Origin of the sequence: Bacteroides muris (ex Afrizal et al. 2022) (assembly GCF_004793475.1) — a bacterium.
In the GTDB taxonomy this organism is placed as follows: domain Bacteria; phylum Bacteroidota; class Bacteroidia; order Bacteroidales; family Bacteroidaceae; genus Bacteroides; species Bacteroides muris.
In genome coordinates, this window is record NZ_SRYZ01000005.1 from 1 (window position 1) to 23,363 (window position 23,363).

At 43.8% G+C, this 23,363-nt stretch carries 22 protein-coding genes, 2 tRNA genes and 3 pseudogenes; 14 read left to right on the forward strand and 13 right to left on the reverse strand.

Annotated features, from left to right (window positions below; all coding sequences use genetic code 11):
• Window positions 1–328: 328 nt before the first annotated feature.
• Genes E5355_RS03655 through E5355_RS03690 form a run of 8 tightly spaced genes read left to right on the forward strand, consistent with a single transcriptional unit; the run spans window position 329 to window position 4,638 of the window.
• Window positions 329–598 carry a zinc ribbon domain-containing protein gene (locus E5355_RS03655; protein WP_008664964.1) on the forward strand — a complete coding sequence of 90 codons (270 nt, stop codon included), beginning with the start codon at window positions 329–331 and terminating at the stop codon, window positions 596–598.
• 7 nt (window positions 599–605) lie between these two features.
• On the forward strand, window positions 606–896 hold the full coding sequence (locus E5355_RS03660; RefSeq protein ID WP_008664965.1) for a YciI family protein: 291 nt from the start codon (window positions 606–608) through the stop codon (window positions 894–896).
• Window positions 893–1,462 (forward strand): flavodoxin family protein, encoded by a 570-nt coding sequence (locus E5355_RS03665; protein ID WP_136009225.1) that lies wholly within the window; start codon window positions 893–895, stop codon window positions 1,460–1,462. Before E5355_RS03660 ends, E5355_RS03665 begins: the two co-directional genes overlap by 4 nt.
• Window positions 1,463–1,520: 58 nt before the next feature.
• Complete coding sequence (locus tag E5355_RS03670) at window positions 1,521–2,009, forward strand: META domain-containing protein (protein ID WP_168354270.1); 489 nt, start codon at window positions 1,521–1,523, stop codon at window positions 2,007–2,009.
• Window positions 2,010–2,038: 29 nt separating this feature from the next.
• Window positions 2,039–2,248 carry a 4-oxalocrotonate tautomerase DmpI gene (gene dmpI, locus E5355_RS03675; protein WP_008664971.1) on the forward strand — a complete coding sequence of 70 codons (210 nt, stop codon included), beginning with the start codon at window positions 2,039–2,041 and terminating at the stop codon, window positions 2,246–2,248.
• A 2-nt stretch (window positions 2,249–2,250) separates the two neighbouring features.
• A complete protein-coding gene (locus E5355_RS03680) occupies window positions 2,251–2,883 on the forward strand; it encodes a GyrI-like domain-containing protein (protein WP_136009226.1) in 633 nt (210 codons plus the stop codon).
• A complete protein-coding gene (locus tag E5355_RS03685) occupies window positions 2,880–3,863 on the forward strand; it encodes a GNAT family N-acetyltransferase (protein WP_008664975.1) in 984 nt (327 codons plus the stop codon). Before E5355_RS03680 ends, E5355_RS03685 begins: the two co-directional genes overlap by 4 nt.
• Window positions 3,856–4,638, forward strand: coding sequence for an alpha/beta hydrolase (locus tag E5355_RS03690; protein ID WP_008664978.1), 783 nt, complete (start codon window positions 3,856–3,858; stop codon window positions 4,636–4,638). The genes E5355_RS03685 and E5355_RS03690 overlap by 8 nt, the downstream gene beginning before the upstream one ends.
• 339 nt (window positions 4,639–4,977) lie before the next feature.
• On the opposite strand, the gene E5355_RS03695 is transcribed toward E5355_RS03690, so the two are convergent.
• From E5355_RS03695 to E5355_RS03705, 3 genes are all read right to left on the reverse strand, one after another.
• Window positions 4,978–6,174, reverse strand: a complete 1,197-nt coding sequence (locus E5355_RS03695) for a hypothetical protein (RefSeq protein WP_246866885.1) — start codon at window positions 6,172–6,174, stop codon at window positions 4,978–4,980.
• An 11-nt stretch (window positions 6,175–6,185) separates the two neighbouring features.
• Complete coding sequence (locus E5355_RS03700) at window positions 6,186–6,425, reverse strand: hypothetical protein (protein WP_136009228.1); 240 nt, start codon at window positions 6,423–6,425, stop codon at window positions 6,186–6,188.
• Between the two features lie 392 nt (window positions 6,426–6,817).
• Window positions 6,818–6,902: transfer RNA gene (locus E5355_RS03705), tRNA-Ser, on the reverse strand.
• Window positions 6,903–7,456: 554 nt separating this feature from the next.
• On the opposite strand from E5355_RS03705, the gene pflB reads away from it, so the two are divergent.
• Together pflB and pflA are read left to right on the forward strand one after the other, a co-directional pair.
• Window positions 7,457–9,685, forward strand: coding sequence for a formate C-acetyltransferase (pflB, locus tag E5355_RS03710; protein WP_136009229.1), 2,229 nt, complete (start codon window positions 7,457–7,459; stop codon window positions 9,683–9,685).
• Window position 9,686: 1 nt separating this feature from the next.
• Window positions 9,687–10,412 (forward strand): pyruvate formate-lyase-activating protein, encoded by a 726-nt coding sequence (pflA, locus tag E5355_RS03715; RefSeq protein ID WP_136009230.1) that lies wholly within the window; start codon window positions 9,687–9,689, stop codon window positions 10,410–10,412.
• Between the two features lie 437 nt (window positions 10,413–10,849).
• On the opposite strand, the gene E5355_RS03725 is transcribed toward pflA, so the two are convergent.
• A complete protein-coding gene (locus E5355_RS03725) occupies window positions 10,850–12,178 on the reverse strand; it encodes a porin family protein (protein ID WP_136009231.1) in 1,329 nt (442 codons plus the stop codon).
• On the reverse strand, window positions 12,179–12,727 hold the full coding sequence (locus tag E5355_RS03730; protein ID WP_136009232.1) for an RNA polymerase sigma factor: 549 nt from the start codon (window positions 12,725–12,727) through the stop codon (window positions 12,179–12,181). It lies immediately after the preceding gene.
• Between the two features lie 182 nt (window positions 12,728–12,909).
• Between E5355_RS03730 and E5355_RS03735 the strand changes: the two genes are divergently transcribed.
• Window positions 12,910–13,611 (forward strand): NigD-like protein, encoded by a 702-nt coding sequence (locus E5355_RS03735; protein ID WP_136009233.1) that lies wholly within the window; start codon window positions 12,910–12,912, stop codon window positions 13,609–13,611.
• Window positions 13,612–13,681: 70 nt separating this feature from the next.
• Window positions 13,682–13,834, forward strand: a pseudogene (locus E5355_RS20195) (ATP-binding protein); the annotation flags it as partial.
• Between the two features lie 139 nt (window positions 13,835–13,973).
• On the opposite strand, the gene E5355_RS03745 reads toward E5355_RS20195, so the two are convergent.
• Both E5355_RS03745 and E5355_RS03750 read right to left on the reverse strand, forming a co-directional pair.
• The gene (locus E5355_RS03745; RefSeq protein ID WP_136009234.1) at window positions 13,974–14,198 is read right to left on the reverse strand and encodes a hypothetical protein; all 225 of its coding nucleotides are present in this window, start codon (window positions 14,196–14,198) and stop codon (window positions 13,974–13,976) included.
• 64 nt (window positions 14,199–14,262) lie between these two features.
• Window positions 14,263–15,882 (reverse strand): ABC-F family ATP-binding cassette domain-containing protein, encoded by a 1,620-nt coding sequence (locus E5355_RS03750; RefSeq protein WP_136009235.1) that lies wholly within the window; start codon window positions 15,880–15,882, stop codon window positions 14,263–14,265.
• Window positions 15,883–16,181: 299 nt separating this feature from the next.
• Here E5355_RS03750 and E5355_RS03755 point away from each other — a divergent pair, with 299 nt between their 5' ends.
• Complete coding sequence (locus tag E5355_RS03755; protein WP_136009236.1) at window positions 16,182–16,814, forward strand: nucleotide exchange factor GrpE; 633 nt, start codon at window positions 16,182–16,184, stop codon at window positions 16,812–16,814.
• Window positions 16,815–16,825: 11 nt separating this feature from the next.
• Window positions 16,826–17,998: a molecular chaperone DnaJ gene (gene dnaJ, locus E5355_RS03760; RefSeq protein WP_136009237.1), complete on the forward strand. Its 1,173-nt coding sequence runs from the start codon at window positions 16,826–16,828 to the stop codon at window positions 17,996–17,998.
• Between the two features lie 149 nt (window positions 17,999–18,147).
• Here dnaJ and E5355_RS03765 read toward each other — a convergent pair whose 3' ends face one another.
• From E5355_RS03765 to E5355_RS03785, 6 genes and pseudogenes are all read right to left on the reverse strand, one after another.
• Window positions 18,148–18,606: a WbuC family cupin fold metalloprotein gene (locus tag E5355_RS03765; RefSeq protein ID WP_136009238.1), complete on the reverse strand. Its 459-nt coding sequence runs from the start codon at window positions 18,604–18,606 to the stop codon at window positions 18,148–18,150.
• Window positions 18,603–18,950: a UpxY family transcription antiterminator gene (locus E5355_RS03770; protein WP_136009239.1), complete on the reverse strand. Its 348-nt coding sequence runs from the start codon at window positions 18,948–18,950 to the stop codon at window positions 18,603–18,605. Before E5355_RS03770 ends, E5355_RS03765 begins: the two co-directional genes overlap by 4 nt.
• On the reverse strand, window positions 18,929–20,035 hold the full coding sequence (locus E5355_RS03775; RefSeq protein ID WP_136009240.1) for a Wzz/FepE/Etk N-terminal domain-containing protein: 1,107 nt from the start codon (window positions 20,033–20,035) through the stop codon (window positions 18,929–18,931). The genes E5355_RS03770 and E5355_RS03775 overlap by 22 nt, the downstream gene beginning before the upstream one ends.
• A gap of 8 nt (window positions 20,036–20,043) precedes the next feature.
• Window positions 20,044–22,107 (reverse strand): annotated as a pseudogene (locus tag E5355_RS03780) (SLBB domain-containing protein); the annotation flags it as partial.
• 204 nt (window positions 22,108–22,311) lie between these two features.
• Window positions 22,312–22,512, reverse strand: a pseudogene (locus tag E5355_RS20295) (hypothetical protein); the annotation flags it as partial.
• A gap of 587 nt (window positions 22,513–23,099) precedes the next feature.
• Window positions 23,100–23,172 (reverse strand) — tRNA-Thr (locus tag E5355_RS03785).
• Between the last annotated feature and the right edge of the window lie 191 nt (window positions 23,173–23,363).

Genomic DNA, 23,363 nt, shown 5'->3' on the forward strand with positions numbered 1-23,363 from the left:
ACTTGAAAATTAAATGTTTAACAGCATATATTTAATTTTTGTCATCTACTAAAAAAATAACTAATTTTGCATTCGGATAGGGAGCAACTCTTTCCAATACATAAGAAAAAAGAAGCGTTATGCTCATCAAGTATTTGGAAACGTAGGAAATTTTCAAATTGCATACTCAGATGGCATAGTGGTTCTCACGCATATAGCGTGGGCTGCTATTACTACATCTGTATGCAAGGTTTCCTACGACCTCCGAATAAAGAAGTGGCATTGCAGTCCGCGCTTTTGTATTTTAATAACCTGCCCTGTTGGACTGATGGGCAAAAAGAAAAACGATATGGAACAAAAATTCTGTCAAAGCTGCGGTATGCCGCTAACAAACGAAATCCTCGGTACGAATACCGATGGCACACTCAATGAAGATTATTGCATCTACTGCTACAAAGATGGCAAGTTTGCGCAGGATATGACTATGGAGCAGATGATTGACCACTGCGCCCAATTCACTGATGAGATAAACAAGCAGTCAGGACAGAACTTGACACAGGAACAGGCTAAAGACATGATGCGTCAATTCTTCCCTCACCTTAAACGCTGGAAAAAATAGACTCGTTATGTTTATTGCAATTCTCACATACAAAAAGCCGTTGAGCGAGGTTGATAACTATCTGAGTGCGCACCGTGAATATCTCGCCAAACATTATGCCATCGGAGATTTCATAACATCTGGGCCACAGATCCCTCGCATTGGTGGCGTGATAATGATAAAAGCCAACAACCGTGAAGCGGTTGATGCTATTATTTCCGAAGATCCGTTCTACATCAACGGCATCGCCGATTATCAGATAGTGAAGTTTTCTCCGACAATGTTTGCCAACGATTCGTTAAAATCATTTCTGGAATGAAAGTAATCGGTATTAACGGTAGCGCACGGAAAAATGGCAATACGGCAATCTTAATCCGCACAATATTTGAGGAACTGAATAAGAAAGGTGTTGAAACCGAGCTTATTCAGTTGGCAGATGTCGATATAGAGCCGTGCCGTGCTTGCTTCGCCTGCAGAGGCAAGGACAACTGTGTGTTCCGTAAAGATGGTTTTGCCGAGGTATTCAGTAAAATGGTGGAAGCCGACGGAATAATACTCGGCTCTTCGGTCTATTCAGCCGATGTTTCATCCCGGATGAAAGCATTGTTGGACAGGGGTGGTGTTGTAGCAGCCACTAACCCCGGAATTCTTAAACATAAAGTAGGCGTGGCGGTTGCCGCTGTGCGCCGTGCCGGAGGCATGACATCCGTTGATACCATGAATCATTTCTTTCTCAATAAAGAAATGATTGTCATAGGCTCGACTTATTGGAATATGGTATATGGGCGAGAAATCGGCGATGTACTTAACGATGACGAAGGTATTGCCAATATGCGCAACCTCGGTCAGAATATGGCTTCAATTATGTCTAAATTAAATTCGTGAGATTATGTCATATTTCAATCGAAAACATATAATTAACTATACGAAAAGAAAAAAATCAATGAAACTGCAGATTAAATCATTCATTGCTATCGCAATTTTATCGGGAGTAATCGCAACAGGATGTTCTGGTAATAAAAAGAACAGTGCCAATGTCGCAGAAAGCACAACTTTGAAAACAATGGCGGATGCAGACATTCGGGGACAATGGTACATAGAAAACATAGTCTTCAATGATTCGGATTATGTCCGCCCGGACGAAACTATGCACAGTCTTCGCCAATATATCATTTTTGAAGACAGCACATATTTCATCCAGACAAACTGCAACACAATCTCGGGGCCTTACACCATTACAGGTGATTCAATCACTTTTGGCGACGGAGCAATGACCGAGATGGCTTGCGACGACATGGCGGTCGAAGACGCCTTGCGCAGGATTCTACCGGATATATCCACAATAGATCTTCAAAACGATTCGGTAGTCAGACTGAATGGGGCCACACCTGCAGAATGTATCCTGCTTCGTAAAGCGACCGAAATAAAATGATGACCCCAATATAAAATATTTGTGATATTATGCCATACATATCAGTTGAGAGCGGAGCATTGACCTCCGAGCAAAAGAAAGAACTTATCGAACGACTGACAGCAACAGCCGCCGAGATAACCCATATCCCGGAACAGTTCTTCACCGTCACCATCAAGGAATTGCCAGATGAGAACTTCGGCATAGGCGGCAAGTCGATAGACGAAATCAAACGCAACTATATTGGAAAGGAACATTAGAAATGGCATTTGACTATAAAAAAGAGTATAAAGCTTTATATATGCCTGAATCCACACCGGCAGTCGTTGATGTGCCTGTCATGAAATTCATCGCTGTAAATGGTGCAGGCAACCCCAATGACCCTGACGGCGAATATCAGAAGGCTCTTGGCATGCTATATCCGGTGGCTTATGCCATAAAGATGAGTTATAAGACCGATTACCATATTGACGGGTTCTTTGAATATGTTGTGCCGCCGCTTGAAGGCTTGTGGTGGACAAACAATGCCATAGGTGATTTTACCCACAAATCCGCCTTCAAATGGACAGCAATGATACGTGTCCCTGATTTTGTTGACAACAATGATGTTGAATGGGCGAAAGCAGAGGTGCTGAAAAAGAAAAGACTTGACTGTTCCGCCCTTTTCCTCATGACTTTTGAGGAAGGTCTATGCGTACAGAGTATGCACATCGGGGCGTATGATACCGAGCCTGCAACACTTGCCGTGATTGACCGATTTATAAAAACAGGTGGTTATATCAAGGATATTAATTCCTCCCGTCGTCATCACGAGATATATCTTTCCGATCCGAGGAAAACCAGTCCCGATAAGATGAAGACGGTTCTAAGAATCCCCATTGCAAAGCACGAATGAATCTACAGCTACGACCATACAAATCAGCTGATGCCAATATAATCACTACTTGGCTTAAAAGCGAATATCTTATGCGCCAATGGTGCGCTGACCGATATGAGCGTTATCCCGTCACTCCAGATGATATGAACTCTTATCATCAGCAATACATTGACGGACATAACTCTATTGCTCTGACTATGGTTGACGGTGAAGAGATTGTCGGGTATATTACTCTACGCACTCCGGCAGATGATTTATCCGAACAACGTCTTGGTTTTGTTATTGTTGATGACTCAAAGCGTGGCAAAGGATTGGGAAAAACTCTTGTCAGCATGGCGGTTGATTATGCATTCTGCAAACTCGAAGCCACAAAAGTGTCATTGGGCGTGTTTGAAAACAATCCGGCTGCAATACGTTGTTATGAATCGGTTGGATTCCATCGTGTTGGCAGACAAGAAACTGAGAGTTACAGATGTCTTGGTGAAACATGGAATTGTATTGAAATGGAATACCAGAATAATATTACAATACGCACAATTGAATCAGACGAAGCAATGCTCTTGACAGAATTCCTTTATGAAGCCATATATCAGCCGGCAGGAAGTCAGAAAGTGCCTCGTACAGTATTGCAACAACCCATGATATGGGCGTATGTAAAAGATTTCGGCAAATTGCCGGATGACATATGTCTGGTGGCTGTCGTTGACGGTCTGATTGTCGGGGCGGCATGGTCGAGGCTCGGCTGTTCATACGGCAAGATTGATGACACAACGCCTGAATTTGCAATCTCCGTATATCCCGAATACCGAGGAAAAGGCATTGGCACAAGGCTTCTTTCTTCCTTATTGGATGCTATTCATAAAATAGGATATGGAACAGTCTCATTGTCAGTCGATAAATCCAATTATGCTGTGGGAATGTATCTTAAAGCCGGTTTTGAAATATTGGAAGAAAGAGAACATGATTATATAATGGTTAAACGCTGGAATAATGAGTGAAATTCGACATATTTCATACGACAGTACCTACCTAAACAAGCAGATGGCACTCGCGGTCTATCTTCCTGATGAATATAAATATGGCAGTAAATTCCCTGTATTGTATTTTCTGCATGGAAGAAGTGGTGATGAGTCTTTTATTGAGCAGTTAGGTTTGGCACAATTGACAGATTCACTGATTGCCGCATCCAAAATAGAACCGATGATAATCGTTTGTCCACGAATGGATAATAGCCGTGGTCTGAACTCAGCCAAGATTGCACGTCAGGAAAAGATAGGTAATAATGTGATAGATGTCGGTAGATATGAGGATTATTTTATCCAAGAAATTATTCCATATATTGATGGGAATTTCAATACAATAGCCTCTCGAAAGGGAAGATATGTAGGAGGGTGTTCTGCCGGAGGATTTGCAGCAATCCATTACGGCTTAAAATACCCCGAACTATTTTCCAGGATAGGTGGACATATGCCTGCTATAGAAACTGAACTTGCCCTATCGGATATTCCCTATTATGGGAACGAACACAGTTTTCATAAAAACAATCCTCTGGAGTTCGAGCGATTTGAAAAGCTACATCAAAAGCAAGAGTGGTTTCTTGATGCAGGGGATGAAGATGAGGGTGGTTTCAACAATGCGGTGGAATCATTGTCCAAGAAATTAATATCACATGGAATCTGCGTCGAGCATCATATATCGCCCGGACATCATAATCTTCAATATGTCAAAAGCAATATTTGGAAATACTTAATCTTTTACGGAAACAGGATATGAACGAGTTCAAACAATTAGGTTCACATACGGATTTTACCGCTAATAATTGTATACTGCTATGGAAAGTCGCAAAGTAATCATAACTTGGATTGCCGTTACAGTAGCAGTGATGTTCGCATTGCCGTTTGCTGTGGCAGGATTCGCGTCGGAATGTTCGGGAATGGCTTTGTGTATGATATTGTTTCATGACTTCATAAGGTAATTGGAAATGGAAAGAATGGGTCAGTCCGAAAACCATGTGGGTGATTAATCGTAAACGATGAGTTATAATACTGGTACCCAATCAAGCGGTTGTCTGACATACTTAATTTATAGGGTGTTCAGTTCTATGTTCCAAAATTAACTCGCATTATTGAGTGTTCTGGAACGCAGAGCCACCCGATTCGGAGATAGATTCTCCTTGGCCCAGAGATCTATGTCCTTAAGTTTAACATTGGCCAAGCGTACTTTGAAATTTTGTTTTTTAGCGTCAGAATAGACAGCGATTTTGGGATATAGCGGCAGCATTAGAATCATCGGTGTGAACCCGTGAAGTTTATTGGAAGATACCTTTGATTTCAATATACCGAATTCAGATTCAATTATGTCCGAGGAAATGTTTCGTATCTGCCTGCTGTCATTAAGCACAGCAGCCTGTCGTTTGAAATAATCCAGCATTCTGAGACCGACACAAGCCCGCCTGTTGGTGGCGTTGCCGATTAGATTCCGGATGATATGATGCTGACAAAGGGCGTTGGTTCTGAGTCCAAACCCTTCACGCTTGCAAAGAGTTTCAAGATAGGTTACGGACTCGACGCAGACACCAAGTTCGTCAATGAGGTCTCTATACTGAAGGAGAAAAGAATAAGCTTCCTTCATGTCGTCATCCAGGGAATCAAGACAACCAAGCATTTTCTGACCCCACGTGACCCATTCACGAAGATTCATGAACCGAGCCATGGCACGCATATTGGGAGGCAGAAGCCATGCCTTGTCGGTGAGATGATATTGCAGCCTGATTTTGCCGAGTTTTTCGGTTAGTGACACAAAATCAGCATCCTTCCCATAGACATGCTTCATGCAGTTGCCCAATGTGTGGCTTATGTCAAGATGATGGGCAATGCCTGCATCCTTAAAGCCGCCTACAAGATTATGCGCACCGTCGGATATACCGTATTCCGGAGAACTTCCGGTTTTCTCAGAGGCTTTGTCAATGACCTCTTTGACATCATTCCGTTTGAAGCGGTTCCCGATGTGCATACCCAATATGGTGACATCATCATGATTCAGTGGTTTGCCTGTATGTTCAGCAGGAACACCCAGCACTACAAGAAGTTTCTCCTTGTTAATCATGATGCTTTCATCGATTATGTGAGCATACTTACCGCCTTGTGGAGCATCATCCTCATAGACGGAGAGTCCGAGCTTGCGAACCCAGTTGGCTACAGAGTTGTAGCACGGGAGCTTCCCCAATGGCTCTCCGGTAACCTCCTCAAATATCCCGATTATGGATATGACGGTTCGCAGTCCGCATCCTGTCCGTACATAGATCAGCACGCAAAGCATTATTAGCTGAATAGAGAATCTATGTCCGGGAACAGGCTCGAAAGCAACTTGCGTTGTTCTTCGGTCACGGTTATTGTCGGCACGTCTTTTTTTTTGAGTTCTTTCTTCAAATCTGAGATTTTGGCTTTGTCAGCCTCCTTTTGAGATTTGAGTTTGCTTTTAAGCTTGGAGTTCTCTTTACGAAGACGTTTCAACTCCTGTTCCGGGGTCTCCTCGGGGATATTTGAACCTGATTTTTTCATTGTTTCTTTTAGTTGATTATTAGACTATAAAGATACTAAAAATCAATGAACTACCAAAACTCCCAATGTACTCTTTTGCGCTAAAATTCAATATTTTAAGCACGTATTTTTATTAAATTTTTAGGTGTTTTGAATGACGTTGTTCGGAACATCAAACTGAACACCCTACTTAATTTATAATGCCTTAAAAGAATCTGTATTCTTACATTGCAATATTGGAATTTTTTCAAAATATTATGTCCACAGGGTTTTCGGACTGATCCGAAAGAATCACTGATCAATGCATAGTCGCTCGGCAGTTTTCTTAAATAATACAAAAACACCCGATTTTACATTCTTGGGTGTAAAATCGGGTGTTCATTTTACAATTTGCTGATTTTCAGCGTTTATTGCGGAGAGACAGGGATTCGAACCCCGGGTACCTCGCAGTACAACGGTTTTCAAGACCGCCGCAATCGACCACTCTGCCACCTCTCCAAACTCCTCTTTCAAGAAGTGCTTTTCTCTTAAAGCGATGCAAAGGTACAAATCATTTTTTATTCTACAAACTTTTCTGCACAAAAAAAGAGCAATTATAGCAAAATTCTTGTTCATACCCACTACGAAACCAGCATAACAGCATTTAGACTATTTGTTAAAATGTACCAAAGACAATATAACATTCTACAACAAACTGATTATCAGCGCATTTACAAAGACCCACATTCAGTATACGATTGAACCCTATTCAGTATACGACTGAATGGCATTCACTATACGACTGAATTAGGTTCAGAATACGACTGTTCCTTAAACCTACATCATTTGTAAATAATGCAGATTATTATCCGATTCTTGTTCTGTTCATAAACCATATATTAAAGAAAGTATTAACATCTCCACTTCCACAGACATTCACTACCTAATGACAGTTATTTTATACTGTTCAACATAAAAAGGGTAATCTCTCTTATAAAATTACGGAATTTATTCAGTATTTTTGCACGCTCTAAAGGATAACATTATCTAACCTACTAACAAAAACAAATTTTATGGAATTGAACAAAACCTTTACCAATGGGCTTTGGAGCAAAGAAATCAATGTCAGTGACTTCGTCAGTAGAAACATCGCACCCTATACCGGGGATGCATCCTTCTTGCAGGGACCTACCGAACGTACCAAACGTATCTGGGACATCTGTCTGCAGGCTCTTGAAGAAGAAAGAAACAACAATGGCGTCCGCTCACTAGACAATACCACCGTGTCTACCATCACTTCTCACAAGGCCGGGTATATTGATAAAGACAATGAACTTATTGTCGGTTTGCAGACTGACGAACTGTTGAAACGTTCCATCAAACCTTTCGGAGGCATCAACGTGGTAGCAAAGGCATGCCGTGAAAACGGAGTGGAAGTGGACGATAGAGTAAAAGACATCTTCACCCATTACCGCAAAACACATAACGACGGCGTATTCGATGTATATACCGAAGAAATCCGTTCCTTCCGTTCATTGGGATTCCTGACCGGTCTTCCCGACAACTATGCTCGCGGACGTATCATCGGTGACTACCGTCGTCTGGCACTCTACGGCATCGACCGGCTTATCGAAGCCAAGCAAGAAGACTTGCGCAATCTGACAGGTCCCATGACCGAAGCCCGTATCCGTCTGCGTGAAGAAGTATCAGAGCAAATCAAGGCCCTGAAAGACATCAAAGTGATGGGCGAATACTACGGACTCGACCTCAGCCGCCCCGCAACATCAGCGCAAGAAGCTGTGCAATGGGTATATATGGCTTATCTGGCTGCCGTGAAAGAACAGGACGGTGCTGCCATGTCATTGGGCAACGTTTCTTCATTCCTCGACATCTTTATCGAATATGATTTGGCTCACGGCAAGATTGACGAAACTTTTGCACAGGAACTGATAGACCAGTTCGTCATCAAGCTGCGCATGGTACGCCATCTGCGTATGCAGTCGTACAATGACATCTTTGCCGGAGACCCGACTTGGGTAACCGAAGCCATTGGCGGCCGTTTCAACGACGGACGCGTGAAAGTGACCAAAACCTCTTTCCGTTTTCTGCAAACCCTATACAATCTCGGTCCCTCTCCCGAACCGAACATGACGGTACTTTGGAGCCCGGAATTGCCGGAAGGCTTCAAGGATTTCTGTGCCAAAGTTTCCGTAGACACAAGCTCTATCCAATACGAGAACGATAACCTGATGCGCGAAGTGCGCAACTGCGACGATTATGGTATCGCCTGTTGTGTATCTTACCAAGCCATCGGAAAGCAAATCCAGTTCTTCGGCGCACGTGCCAACCTAGCCAAAGCATTGCTGCTTGCCATCAACGGCGGACGTTGCGAAAATACCGGAACCGTCATGGTGAAAGGTATTCCCGTATTGACCGGCAACACGCTGAAGTTCGAGGAAGTAATGGCCAACTACAAGAAGGTACTGACTGAAATTGCCCGCGTATACAACGAAGCCATGAACATTATTCACTATATGCATGACAAGTATTACTACGAAAAGGCTCAGATGGCATTCATAGATACCGACCCGCGCATCAATCTGGCTTACGGTGTGGCAGGACTTTCCATCGCCATCGACTCCCTCTCTGCCATCAAATATGCCAAAGTCACCGCCCGCCGTAATGACATTGGTCTGACAGAGGGCTTTGATATGGAAGGTTCTTTCCCTTGCTTTGGTAATAACGATGACCGTGTAGATCACCTCGGCGTGGATTTAGTATACTACTTCAGCGAAGAACTAAAAAAGCTGCCCGTCTACAAGAACGCCCGTCCTACCCTCTCCTTGCTGACTATCACCTCCAACGTAATGTACGGCAAAAAGACCGGTGCCACTCCAGACGGACGCGCCAAAGGCGTTGCGTTTGCTCCGGGTGCCAACCCCATGCACGGGCGTGACAAGAACGGTGCCATCGCTTCCTTGAGTTCCGTAGCCAAATTGCGCTACCGCGACTCGCAGGATGGTATCAGCAATACTTTCTCCATCGTTCCCAAATCACTGGGCCCGACACCGGAAGAACGTGTAGAGAACCTGGTAACCATGATGGACGGCTACTTCACCAAAGGTGCCCACCACTTGAACGTAAACGTACTGAACCGCGAGATGCTGGAAGATGCCATGGAGCATCCCGAAAAGTACCCGCAACTCACAATCCGTGTTTCCGGCTACGCCGTGAACTTCGTGAAATTGAGCCGCGAGCATCAGTTGGAAGTCATCAGCCGTTCATTCCACGAAAGAATGTAATATGATAAATGTACACTCCTACGAAAGTATGGGAACATTCGACGGGCCGGGTCTCCGGCTCGTCGTTTTCCTGCAAGGATGTTTGTTCCGTTGTCTGTATTGCGCCAATCCGGACACTATCGACGTGAAAGGCGGTACCCCTACCACTCCGGAAGAGATTCTGCAAATGGCAGTCAGTCAAAAGGCATTCTTCGGGAAGAAAGGAGGTATTACTTTCTCCGGCGGCGAGCCTACCTTGCAAGCAGAAGCACTGATTCCTCTTTTCAAAGAACTGAAGGCAAACGGCATCCACATCTGCCTGGACAGTAACGGAGGTATCTGGAATGAAAAAGTGGAAGAACTCTTCAGCCTGACCGACCTCGTGTTGCTGGACATCAAGCAATTCAATCCCGAACGCCACCGCATGCTGACGGGACGAAGCAACGAACAGACACTCTGCACTGCTGCCTGGCTAGAAGAGCATGAGCGTCCCTTCTGGTTGCGCTATGTACTGGTTCCCGGTTACAGCGACTCGGAAGAAGACATACGCCTGCTGGGCGAAAGTCTTGCCAAATACCAGCAGATACAGCGGGTAGAAATTCTTCCTTACCACCGTCTGGGCGTTCATAAATACGAAGCCATGGGATGGGAGTATAAACTGAAAGAAGTGAAAGAAAACAGCCCGGAACAGTTGGCACGAGCAGAAAAAGTGTTCAAAGAATATTTCACGAATGTTGTAACCAACTGAAAAGTCCCCCAAAACAAGGCTGTCCGGATATGGTTCCGAACAGCCTTTCCTCTATAGGACAAGAATCCTATTCTTTCAAGTCATAGGTAATCTGCCGCACATCGTCACTACTGCCGCCCACCATAAAGACGAAATCACCGTCCTGACCGAATCTCTCGCCCACTGTCACGATAATGACATCCGAAGCCTCAGCAGCCTACATACAAGGTCACCACTTTGTTCCGGTCTGTAGTGGCAGCAAAGCACCTGCCATATCGTACTGGGATGTTGATAGTCCTCCTATCAAGGTTATCTTACTCGTCTGTACCGTTAACGGAAGCACGGATTCTCAGTAAAAAGCCGTGTCCCTTCATCCACCAACGAAGAAACACGGCCGAAAGTTATTAAGAAAATTCTGAATCTACAAGAAAGTGGACAAAAACATGTCTGTCCTGCTATCAATAAGTAAGACGTATGCCGGCCTGCAGCGTAAAGTTACACGGGTTCTCCTTGCGTATGGTCTGTATAGACGAACCGTCATCAAAGAAATAGGATACTCCCGGCTCCACATACAAGCCCACCCTATCGTTTATGTTATACTGAGCACCGACAGCACCCATGACAGAAAGCTGTACCGGTTTCACTGTTTCACTCTCAGTACCAATCTTGCCATACACACATTTTTCAATGGCACCACCCGCCGAAACATACATCGCAAAGTTCTTCGTATTTACAAAGTTCCAATTGGCCCGTACCGGGATGCCAATATAATGCAGCTTTTGGCTTATCTTTTCCGAGCTGCCCTCATATCTTACGTCAGAAGTAAGATAAGTATACGTCAGCCCACTTTCCACAGAGAAGCCTTTCGCCAAATTTTTACGTACCGAAATTCCGAAGTTGAGCGGCTGCTTGTGGTCAATGTCCGCAATCCTTTTCTTATGCCTTTGAAGATAGGGCATACCGTCCTTGAAAACCAGTTCCTGCCCATCGGGGATGGTAACAATACCATTGGCCGTAGAGGACAAATCCACATTACCGCCATAAATAGGACTTTCAGGCATGCTATTCGACATGACATTCGCCTCCCCTTCATTAACCAACGAAAAGCCTCCCGTGTTTCCTACGCACAAACCCACTGCCCATCCTTTAGCATCCCTGCCAGAACTGTTTCTTTCCGGAAGATGCAGTTTGTCTCGCCCGGACGGACGGTAGCGGTCTTCCCTTGTCCTCTCCGGTTCCTCTGTCGGCATTGTGGTTTCATGGCCCGCATCTTCCACTAGCAGCTCCTCTGTCTGCTGTCCGATACCGGCAGTCTCATCTGCCGTTTCATCCGGAAACATTTCCTCCCTCTGTTCTTCGTTAACCCATATTCCGACATGTCGTGCAACCAAAGGGCGACTTGCCTCCTTCTCGGATGCCGATACATTTCCATATGTCCGATAAGCAGGTTCTACGGAATTAGTCCGTACAGCAGGTAACATCTGTTCCGGCAAGACGTCTGGAACCACAGCCCAGGCAGGCACTGACGTATGCCGCATCTCATTACCTATCGGGCTCTGCAACAGCCACAGACTGACGGACGATACTGCCGCCAACAACACTGCTGCCGTAGCCACCGCCCAGCGGTGGAAAGGTATCATCTTATGCGGTCTGGCTATCGGAGTTCCGGAAACGGACAATTCCTTCTCCAACCGCTCCCATCCGGCAACCAGCAACGGTTCGGAATAGTCTTTCAGCTTGTCTTTTATCTTTTCCAACCACAATTCATCTTCCATACGTTCCTTCATTTAATCATTTCTTTTTATCCACTCACGTACTTTTGCCGCTAAAGTCGCTTTAGCACGCGTCAACTGCGAGGCAGAGGATTTTTCATTAATTCCCAATAGTCGAGCAATCTCCTTATGAGATTTCTCTTCAAAAATATATAAGTTGAATACGGTACGGTAGCCGGCAGGCAATTCACTGATAAACTGCATCAATACCTTTTGAGGAACGGCATCTATTGACGAACCTTCCGGTTCCTCATAAGCTTCGGGTGCATTCTCCAAGGGCGATGACTGATTCATCACATCATTTTTCCGCAAATATTGCAATACCGTATTCACCATTACGCGTTCCATCCATGCCCGCAGAGAACCCTCTCCCCGCCAAGTGAACTTATCGAAAGAATCAAAAAGTTTCAGAAAACCGTCATGCATCAGGTCTTGAGCAGTCTCCTGGCTACCTGCATAACGGAGGCATACGCTGAACATGCGTCCCGCATAGCGCTCATACAGTTCTTTGCGGGCAAGATTGTCTCCTTGTCTACAGTGTTCTGCCAATTCCTGTTCTTCCATTCTTTCTTTTAACACGTGTTTTACCTTAAAAATGCAACTGATACAAAATTACTGCATCAGACAGAGAAGAAAATCATACTTTCATTTCTTTAACAATATACTACGCAGTATTTAGTTTTTCACCGCATTTTCTGAGTACAAAAATAAGTTTTAAACAGAAAAAGAGCTAAAACCTACCACTTATGAAGAAACTGAGAATGACATTGGCAACATCCGTGCTTTTATTTCTTACTGCCGCTGTATTGCAGTCATGTCTGGACGATTGGGATGACAAAAATGCTTTGTTCGCCGTAGGCACGGTGAAGGTCATTGAAGGAAAGGACTACTATTTCTCACTGGACGAAGGAAGTAAACTATATCCCAGTGACACAACCTATGTTCACAACTATGCCGTAATAGACGGACAGAGAACTTTCATCTACTTCCACGAACTGGAGGAGAAACTTCCGGGCTACGAATACAATGCCCAAATAAAGCACATAGAGAACATTCTGACCAAAGACATCTACTCCATGCCTGCCGAAAAGGCGGACAGTATCGGCGACGACAACATCAACGCTACGGATTTATGGATTACGGGCGAGTATCTGAACATCAAATACCAATTCTACCACAGCAATAACAAGGACAAGAAGCACATGCTGAACCTGGTCATCAACGAAGCATCCGCCGGCGAAAACAACAGACCGGATTACGTCAATCTCGAATTCCGCCACAATGCCTACAATGACAGCCAGCTCACACTGGGCACCGGACTGGCCTCCTTCAAGCTGGCCAATATAGCAGAACAGCTGAAAGATAAAAAAGGAGTGAACATCCGTGTCAAAAGTCTATATGACGGTGAACGGTTCATGTCCATAGACATTAAAACAGAAAATAACTAAATCTCCTGAAAACACATCTTTCAACATCTCAATGAGAAGTGGAGTAACATTTCAATTTAAATATGTTACTCCGCTTTATTTCTACGTATCCGATACGGGACTCGGTATTCCCCAAGACAAGCAAGAGAGCATATTCGGCCACTTTGTCAAGCTCAACAATTTTGCCCAAGGCACCGGACTAGGATTGCCCATCTGTCAGATGTTGGTACAGCACATGGGAGGCAATACAAGCTCCCTATTCTCTTTCCGCATCATGTCGGCAGCAAAAGTAAAGCAGATTTCATAACTATATGCCACCAATACTGTCGAGGAGTATCATCGCCAAGTACGGAAAGTTACAAAAACAAAGGCATGCTCCCTAATTAATGACAGCCACGATTTATCAGGTCTGTGGAATAGACCTTTTCGCCTAATTCTATCATTCTTTTAGAAAAGTGTCCCATTCCATCAAGGAGTGTCTTTTTCTTTGCTACAAAGATACGGATATTCAGCTTATAATGGTTCAGTAGCAAAATAGATACGGAGGAAGAATCGTTCTTCCATAACGGAAATATTGTTCCACCGTGGCGAAAAAATCGTTCCACCATGGTGGAACGATTTTTTCCTCATGATGGAACGATTTAAAATATGCTTATTTAGTTCTTAGCGTTATCACTTAGCTGCGTACATACGTGCACGTAACTCTTTAATGTGGTCCGAAGTGATATATTCATCATACTCCATCATCTTGTCGATGATACCGTTCGGAGTCAGCTCGATGATACGGTTGGCAACCGTCTGAATGAACTCATGGTCATGGGATGAGAACAGAATATTGCCCCTATAGGTCTTCAAGTTATTGTTGAATGCCTGAATGGATTCCAAGTCGAGGTGATTGGTCGGTGTATCCAAAATCAGGCAGTTGGCATTACGAAGCTGCATGCGCGCAATCATACAACGCATTTTCTCCCCTCCCGACAATACGCTCGCCTTCTTCAAAACTTCTTCTCCGGAGAAAAGCATACGTCCCAAGAAGCTCTTCATGTAGACTTCATTGCCCTCACCGAACTGGCTCAACCAATCTACCAGATTCAGGTCTGTATTAAAGAATGCAGTATTGTCTAGCGGCAGGTAGGCGGTAGTAATAGTCACCCCCCAGTTGAAGGTACCCGCATCCGGTTTCATATTCCCGTTGATAATCTCGAACAGAGCAGTCATGGCACGCGGGTCATGGGAAAGGAATACAATCTTGTCTCCCTTCTCTACATTGAAGTTGACATCGCGGAACAGCACTGTACCATCTTCCAGCGTCTTTGTCAAACCGGAAACCTCCAGTATCTGATTACCCGGTTCGCGCTCAGGCGTAAAGATGATGCCCGGATACTTACGGGACGATGGCTTGATTTCTTCCACATTCAGTTTCTCCAGCATCTTCTTGCGACTGGTAGTCTGCTTGCTCTTTGCCACATTGGCACTGAAACGGCGGATAAACTCTTCCAATTCCTTTTTCTTCTCCTCGGCTTTTGCCTTCTGGTTCTGCTGCTGACGAAGCGCCAGCTGGCTGGATTCGTACCAGAAGCTATAGTTACCGGCAAAAAGATTAATCTTTCCGTAGTCAATGTCTACCGTATGCGTACAAACGGAGTCGAGGAAGTGGCGGTCATGACTCACAACCAGTACAGTGTGTTCAAAGTTCGACAAATAATCTTCCAGCCAGGTCACAGTCTCCATGTCCAAGTCATTGGTCGGCTCGTCCAGCAGCAAGTTGTCCGGATTTCCATAAAGAGCCTGTGCCAGCATGACACGCACCTTTTCCTTATTGTTCAACTCACCCATCAACAGATAATGCTTGTCTTCCTTGATACCCAAGCCACTCAGCAAGGCGGCGGCATCACTTTCGGCATTCCATCCGTCCAGCTCGGCAAACTTCTCTTCCAATTCGGAAACCTTCAATCCATCCTCGTCCGTGAAATCCTCTTTGGCATACAGCACTTCGCGCTGCTTCATGATGTCCCACAACACCGTGTGTCCCATCATCACTGTGTCCATCACTGTAAAAGCATCCCACTTGAAGTGGTCCTGGCTTAAAACGGAAAGACGCTCTCCCGGAGCCAGCATGATGGAACCCGTCGTAGGATCCAGTTCCCCGGAAATCGCTTTCAAAAATGTAGATTTTCCGGCACCGTTGGCACCGATGATACCATAACAGTTACCACTTGTAAACTTCAGGTTTACGTCATTGAACAACACTCTTTTACCAAACTGTACTGAGACATTAGAGACTGTAATCATCTTTATATTTACGATTTATTTATTTACAATTTACTATATAATACCTAATTAGTCTGCGAATTGCGAATGCAAAGATAGTGCAAATTGAACGTAAAACTTTCATGCTCGCATGAAAAAGTTTTGCTGAGATACCGCCTATCTTATTCAAAGATAGTTATTTTTTCCATGAATAGACACTGGGAAGCGCTGTCAATCTGGCATAAAAGTATTACCTTTGCAGCATTTTCGGCAAAAATATCCGTTTTGGCAAAGTTTTTGCTGGGGCACTGGTATCATATTAACTTAAACCCTTGACAGCAATGAAAGCAAAATCATTTTACAAGAATAACAAGCATAACAATATGAATCCGAAAGAAAAAGAAAACAACCAGGAAGAGGAGTTGAAAACTCAAGCTACTCCTAACGAATGTGACGAAGAAACCGTAGGACAAGAAGCTTCACAAGAAAACGAGGCTCCCCTGACAGAAGAAGAAAAGCTCGTCCAGGAACTGGAAAAGGCAAATGAACAGATTGAAGAGCAGAAGGACAAATATCTGCGCTTATCTGCCGAGTTCGACAATTACCGCAAACGCACCATGAAGGAGAAAGCAGAACTTATCCTGAACGGTGGTGAAAAAAGTATCAGCAGCATCCTGCCCATTGTGGACGACTTTGAACGCGCCCTAAAAAACATGGAAACAGCCACCGACGTAGCTGCCGTAAAAGAAGGTGTTGAACTTATCTACAACAAATTCATGTCCGTACTGGGACAAAACGGTGTTAAAGTGGTAGAGACAAAAGAACAACCGCTCGACACAGACTATCACGAAGCCATCGCCGTGATTCCGGCACCCAATGAAGAACTGAAAGGCAAAATTCTGGACTGTGTACAAACCGGTTACATCCTAAACGACAAAGTGATCCGTCATGCCAAAGTGGTAGTCGGAGAATAACATAAAACTGTATGGAAAAAAGAGATTACTACGAAGTATTGGAAGTCGAAAAGACAGCAACGGCAGAAGAAATAAAGAAAGCCTATCGCAAAAAAGCCATCCAATATCATCCGGACAAGAATCCGGGCGACAAAACAGCCGAAGAAAAATTCAAGGAAGCGGCAGAGGCATATGACGTACTAAGCAATCCGGACAAGCGTGCCCGCTACGATCAGTTCGGTCATGCCGGACTGGGTGGTGCCGCCGGTAATGGCGGTCCGTTTGGTGGCTTCAGCGGAGGTATGTCCATGGACGACATCTTCTCCATGTTCGGTGATATCTTCGGCGGACACAGTGGAGGAGGTTTTGGAGGTTTCGGAGGTTTCGGAGGAGGCGGCGGAACACAACAACGCCGCTACCGTGGTTCGGACTTGCGCGTCAAGGTAAAACTGAACCTCAAGGAAATCTCTACCGGTGTGGAAAAGAAATTCAAGCTGAAGAAATACGTGCCTTGTACCCACTGTCATGGTACGGGAGCCGAAGGCGACGGCGGTGCTGAAACATGTCCGACTTGTAACGGCAGCGGCACGGTAATCCGTAACCAGCAAACCATACTCGGCACCATGCAAACAAGAACGACTTGCCCGACTTGTGGCGGTGAAGGTAAAATCATCAAAAACAAGTGTAAGGAGTGTGCCGGTGAGGGTATTGTATACGGTGAAGAAGTAGTAACCGTAAAAATCCCGAAAGGTGTCGCAGAAGGCATGCAACTCTCTATGGGAGGAAAAGGAAATGCAGGCAAGCACAACGGTGTGCCGGGCGACCTGCTGATTCTTATAGAGGAAGAGCAAGATCCGAACCTGATACGTGACGAAAACGACTTGATTTACAATTTGCTCCTCAGTTTCCCGACAGCTGCCTTAGGTGGTGCGGTCGAAATTCCTACTATTGACGGAAAGGTGAAAGTAAAAATTGACTCAGGTACGCAACCGGGAAAAGTACTCCGCCTGCGCGGCAAAGGTTTACCCAACGTGAACGGATACGGTACGGGAGATTTATTGGTAAACATCAGCGTATATATACCCGAAACGCTGAGTAAGGATGAGAAAAAAGCATTGGAAGAGATGGAGACATCGGATAACTTCAAGCCGAATACTTCGATTAAAGAAAAGATATTCAAGAAGTTCAGAAGTCTGTTTGACTGATAACATGGAACATAAAAGAAGAGGATGTGTCAAAACCCTCTTTTTAACAAAATCACCCTTGCTACAGATATCTGTGACAGGGGTGATTTTCATATTTTTGGTGTTTTGACACATCCCCTTCTTTATGTTCTATCGGGGAAATGTTAAAGCTACTCCAACATCCTCTTCATAAAAGCCTCTATTCCCTCCACATCAGAAGCCTGAGGAGCCCACGAAGCCAAATCCTCTGAAGGCAGAGGCTGATATGGGCCTTTTTTAATTTCAAAAATAACAGTACCTGACTCCAAGGCAATAATACTATGCCATGTATTAGAAGGAATCTCCAGACCATATTTACCTTCCGAAGGATTGAGACATACCCTATCTGTTACATTGCCGGCATCATCATAGAAAAATGCCAGCAGACTTCCACGCAAAATCAGATAAGTTTCCTCCTTATCCGTATGACGGTGAGGAGGAAGATAAGTTCTAGGTTCCAAAGCATTCAGCAACCGATGAATAGGGGCATCCATAGACGCATGAAAATTATAATTCATACGTAAGCGGGAGTTCTCCTTAGCTTGTGAAGTAACGGTATCCAGCAGTTCTTCTGTTATCAGCTTCATCATAACTTCAGTAATTGAGCAAACTTGGCAGGAAGTTCTGCTTTTCCTGCTTCAATAGACAAACTTTTTCCTTCTTTATCTACCAATATAGCAGCCTTCTGCGAGGAAGCCAATGAAGTTACTTCCGCCACATTACCGACAACAAACAAACATCCGGAGAAAAGAGGAGCAATCACCTTCCGGGTACGCCCCTTCCATTTTACAAACACAGCCTGCATCGGGCAATATGTAGTATATCCCGCAGCGTTCAAACACTGCATCAACTTATGCTCAGACTTGGGTGCTGTGTACAATGCATGCCAGCACATCATCTCATTATCCGTCATCATATTGTTTGCTTTTTCCATTCCTTTAATAAATCTTTTACAAATAATATCCATCCCACACTGCCGACACCTGCTAAGAACATGAAGCCGATCAAAATCATCAATTTATTGGGCTTTGCAGGCTTTAAAGGTACCGTAGCCGGCTGAACAACCGTATATACCGGTGTAATCTCCTGCACCTTAGCTCTTGCCATCTGCAATTGTTGAGAAACTTGCGTATATACTTGATAGGCTAAATTCATTTCATTCTGTAAACGCTCTTGCTCTGCACGATAACTCAGCAATATTATATTCTGGTTTGCATCTACAAAATTAGCATATTTCTTCTGGGCATCCTCATAACTGGCCTTTGCTTCTCCGTAAAGTTTTTCGGTAAATGCCAAATCATGACGAGCCTTATTAGTCCGATAATCTGTGATGTAGTTCTGCAGGCAATGCATCACAGTATCCGTCAGTGAAGCAGATATCAAAGGATCCTGCATAGTAACAGACAAGGTTGTCACACCTGTCTTTTTGTCTACAGAAACAGAGATACGTTTACTTAAAGCATCTGCAATGGCAGCCTCATCTTTAGTAAGACGAAAAGGATCCAGCTTTGCATCCCCCCCTTCCGGTTCATCCATAAACAAGGACAATGTCCATCCCAATACCTTAAAAGGAGCGGAAATAATTGCACTCCACCACGGAGAACGTTGTTCCTCTTTCAAATAAGTATATAAAGTTGTGTCAACTTTCGCTTTCTGATCCTTGACTCTAACATCGAACAGTTCAATCAGAAAAGGAGTAGAACTTACAATATCAGGATAGAGTTCGGGTGACAAAGCATCTTCACCGGAAGAAGTACCCAGATTGATACCCGCCATGGCAGCAAGAGCTCCCATACTTCCACCGGCAGACTTGCCACCGCTCTCCGGAGCCAAAGTTACACTTGTAGAGTACTCCTTAGGAATACTAAAAGCAACAACCAAACCTATAAGGGCAGCGATGCCACAGGCCTTAAAAACCAATTTGCGACTAGCCCATACTTTTTGGGCCAGTTCTATCAAATCTATCTCTTGTTCCTCAGGTTGTGGAGAAGATATGTTTTGTATTCTTTCTTCGCTCATAATTCAAATTACTTAAAGAGATTAACCATAGTCGCAATCATCGCTGCAATAGAAGCTGTCGTACTTCCCATTCCCAAAATTTCAGTAGTAGTCATCTTCTTTTTCTGCTCTTTACTTGGAACTATTATTTCACAACCAGGTTCAATTGCCTTCTTGTTTCCAGCTCTTAAACGAGAAACTGTACCATTCATGTATATTACATAGGCCTTGCGTTTCTTGGCATCGTTGCCAAAGCCACCAGCCTGATTGATGTAATATTTCAAGCTTTCACCCTTTTTATATAAAACTGTATTCGGATACATTACAGCACCGTTGATTTTCACTGTACTTACATACTCCGGAACAAACAACACATCTCCCTCACGAAGTACCATATCAGCATCTGAACCAGGATTTTTCAAGGCCTCTCCCAGATTTATACCTACAGAATAGGTATTGGACAAATCCAATCTTTTCACAGATATGGAATCTCCGCCTCCGGCTTGTGCCATACGCAGTGCATCTTCCTTACGACGGAATTCTTCTTCAGTCATTCTACGCATAAGACGTGCTCCTTTTATATAAGCATCGGGAGTTACCCCACCAGCCTTAGCTATCAAGTCACTCAAACGTTCATTCTTTTTCGATAGTGCATAATTACCGCCAAAAAGAACTTCTCCACCCACCATAACATTCTGTTGTTTAAAATAAGACGGACTCTTACGAACATAAACTTCATCAAAAGGTTCAAGATAAAAATCCTGACTTCCTTCTCCCAACAATAAGCCATCCTTCAAATCAAAAGAGAAATTCTGGCCTACCGTAGTACAGAAAGACGTACTTTTGGAATCTTTCATACGCCGTGCCACTTCAACCTTTGTTGTAGCCGCTGCCTCCAACAGACCACCAGCCTGCAACACCAAATCCTCTACTGTCATCTTATCAGAATAAAGATACGTACCCGGATTGGCTATTTCACCATGGATGGTAAGTGTAGCTTCTTCTTTCAAGTCATGAATACTTGGAATATATAAAATGTCATTCTTCTGCAAAGGAATATCTGCCGTTGTCCCGTTCAGCAAACCTTTTACATCTACTTGTATAATCTCATGCGACAAGTCTTCAAGCTCACGGTCGATTATAGCACGATTCAAGAATGCATCTCCGCGAAGTCCTTCCGCTTTCTTAATCAACTGCTTCACTGTATTCATTGTACCGTCCAACTGATATAAGCCTTCACGATATACGGCACCGCGGACTTCCACACGATTCTCAAAACGCTGTAAAACGGAGTCAACCGTAATCTTATCACCATCATCTATGCGGAATACGGAATAATCCATTTCATCCACATTATAAATTTGATGTTCACGTCCACTTTTACGAATTATACGTAATGCTTTCTTATAAGCATCACCCGTAAAACCACCTGAATACTTCAATAATGTACCTACGGTTTCAGTGGGTTTCATTTCATAAAACATCGGACGTTTTACCTTACCCAATATCTGTACCAATGACTGGTAAGGATCCACAAGAATCACATCACCATCCTGCAAACGGATGTCATCCTTCATTTTTCCTTCCATAAGCAAATCGTAAACATCCAAATCCGCTATTGTATTTCCATTGCGAATCACTTTAATACTGCGTAAACTACCAATCGGGTTTACACCACCTGCACGATATAGTGCATGGAATACGGAAGCAAATGATGAAAGGGTATAAGTTCCGGGCACCAGAACTTCACCCATAACGTTTACTTGAATAGAACGTATTTCCCCTAATGTCAATTTAACTTGGGTAGAAGGCACATTTCCAGTTACTCCGGAATATATTCTGGCAAACTCTTGTTTCAAATAATTATTGGCTTCCTTTACAGTTTTACCATTGAGATAAACCGGTCCCAGATTATTCACAAGGATGCTCCCTTCCGGAGATATCGTTTGCCGAATCGTTGTTTCAGAAGCCCCCCACACATCAATAATCACCTCGTCACCAGGTCCCAAACGATAGTTCTCGGGAGTAGCGACATTTACATTGGGCTCGAAAGTCAAATTATCGTTAGTAAAAATATTATGACCATAAATTTGCGAAGCCAGATACTCCGTCTCTTTCTCTTGAGGCAAGGAACGATTATCCATCATTTGTAAAGAATCTCCTGCAGCCACTGTTTGTCCGGCAGAATACGTTTCCGAAGTTGTCCGCAACCCTTTGACCACACCACTCATTTCACCACGTTGACGAGAACGTTTCTCATCTTGCGTATTGCGCTGCGAATTTCCAGATTTGGAGTTTTCATACTTTTTCTGAATTCTTTCAACTTGTTCCTTTGTCACTCCCCGCCGCATTAATTCAGTAGTAATCTGCTTTTGATTTTTGCCCATCTGCTGAGCGTTTTTTACATACTGAACAACCTGATCATCTGACATCTGCTGAGCGAAAGCTACCCCTGACAAAGTAAATACCAAAAAGAATAGTGCTATTAATTTACGCATAAGATGATTAACCTTTTGAGTTCTTGTAATAAATATAAATCGGGCGCAAAGGTAATATATTATTTTTATAATATACATTTATTCCACCTCTAAGTTTCAGAAAAAGCATTAAAAAGCTGTTCTTTTCACGCCTTTTCATTTGGTAGAAGAAAGCGGGGAAATTGACACTATTTTTTTATTTGTCCAATCAAAGCCCTTTTTTTCAATATAACCATGTTGCCCCAAGGCCAGTATAACTTTTCCCCATCCCCGTAGCTCCCACTTCCAGGGTGAGCATACAAGCTTCGAACAAGGCCATCATACAATAAGGATTCATTCATCATGCTTCTTAGCTTGGTGTTTATAATAGAAGCATCAGACCTTTAGCCACTCTTATTTTATGTCTGCTGTCCTTTAGAACTTTTGCCTTGAGAATAGCTAATTAAGGGTTACCATAATAGATTAAAATTTGAAGGATAAGTTTTAGATAAGTTATTTAGTCCACCAGTGGACTATGAATCCTTCTTAAAAAAAATCGAAGAATTATAAAACAAAAGCAGAAGCCTAATTGTTTCAAATATAAGACAATTAATGGGCTTCTGCTTTTGAGCCGCTAGCCAGACTTGAACTGGCGACCTACGCGTTACGAATGCGTTGCTCTACCAACTGAGCTATAGCGGCAATAAGCTTTTGTTTACGGGATGCAAAGGTACACCTTTATTTGAAAAGGCAAAAAGAATTTCTGTTTTTTTTGGAAATATTTTAGAGCCTGTTCAAATTTTCCTCGGTATAACTCAGATGAAGCGTGTCAACCAAATGGGCTATCTGCCCGAAAAGCGTTACGTTTCCTACTGTTCCGGTCTTGCTGCCAG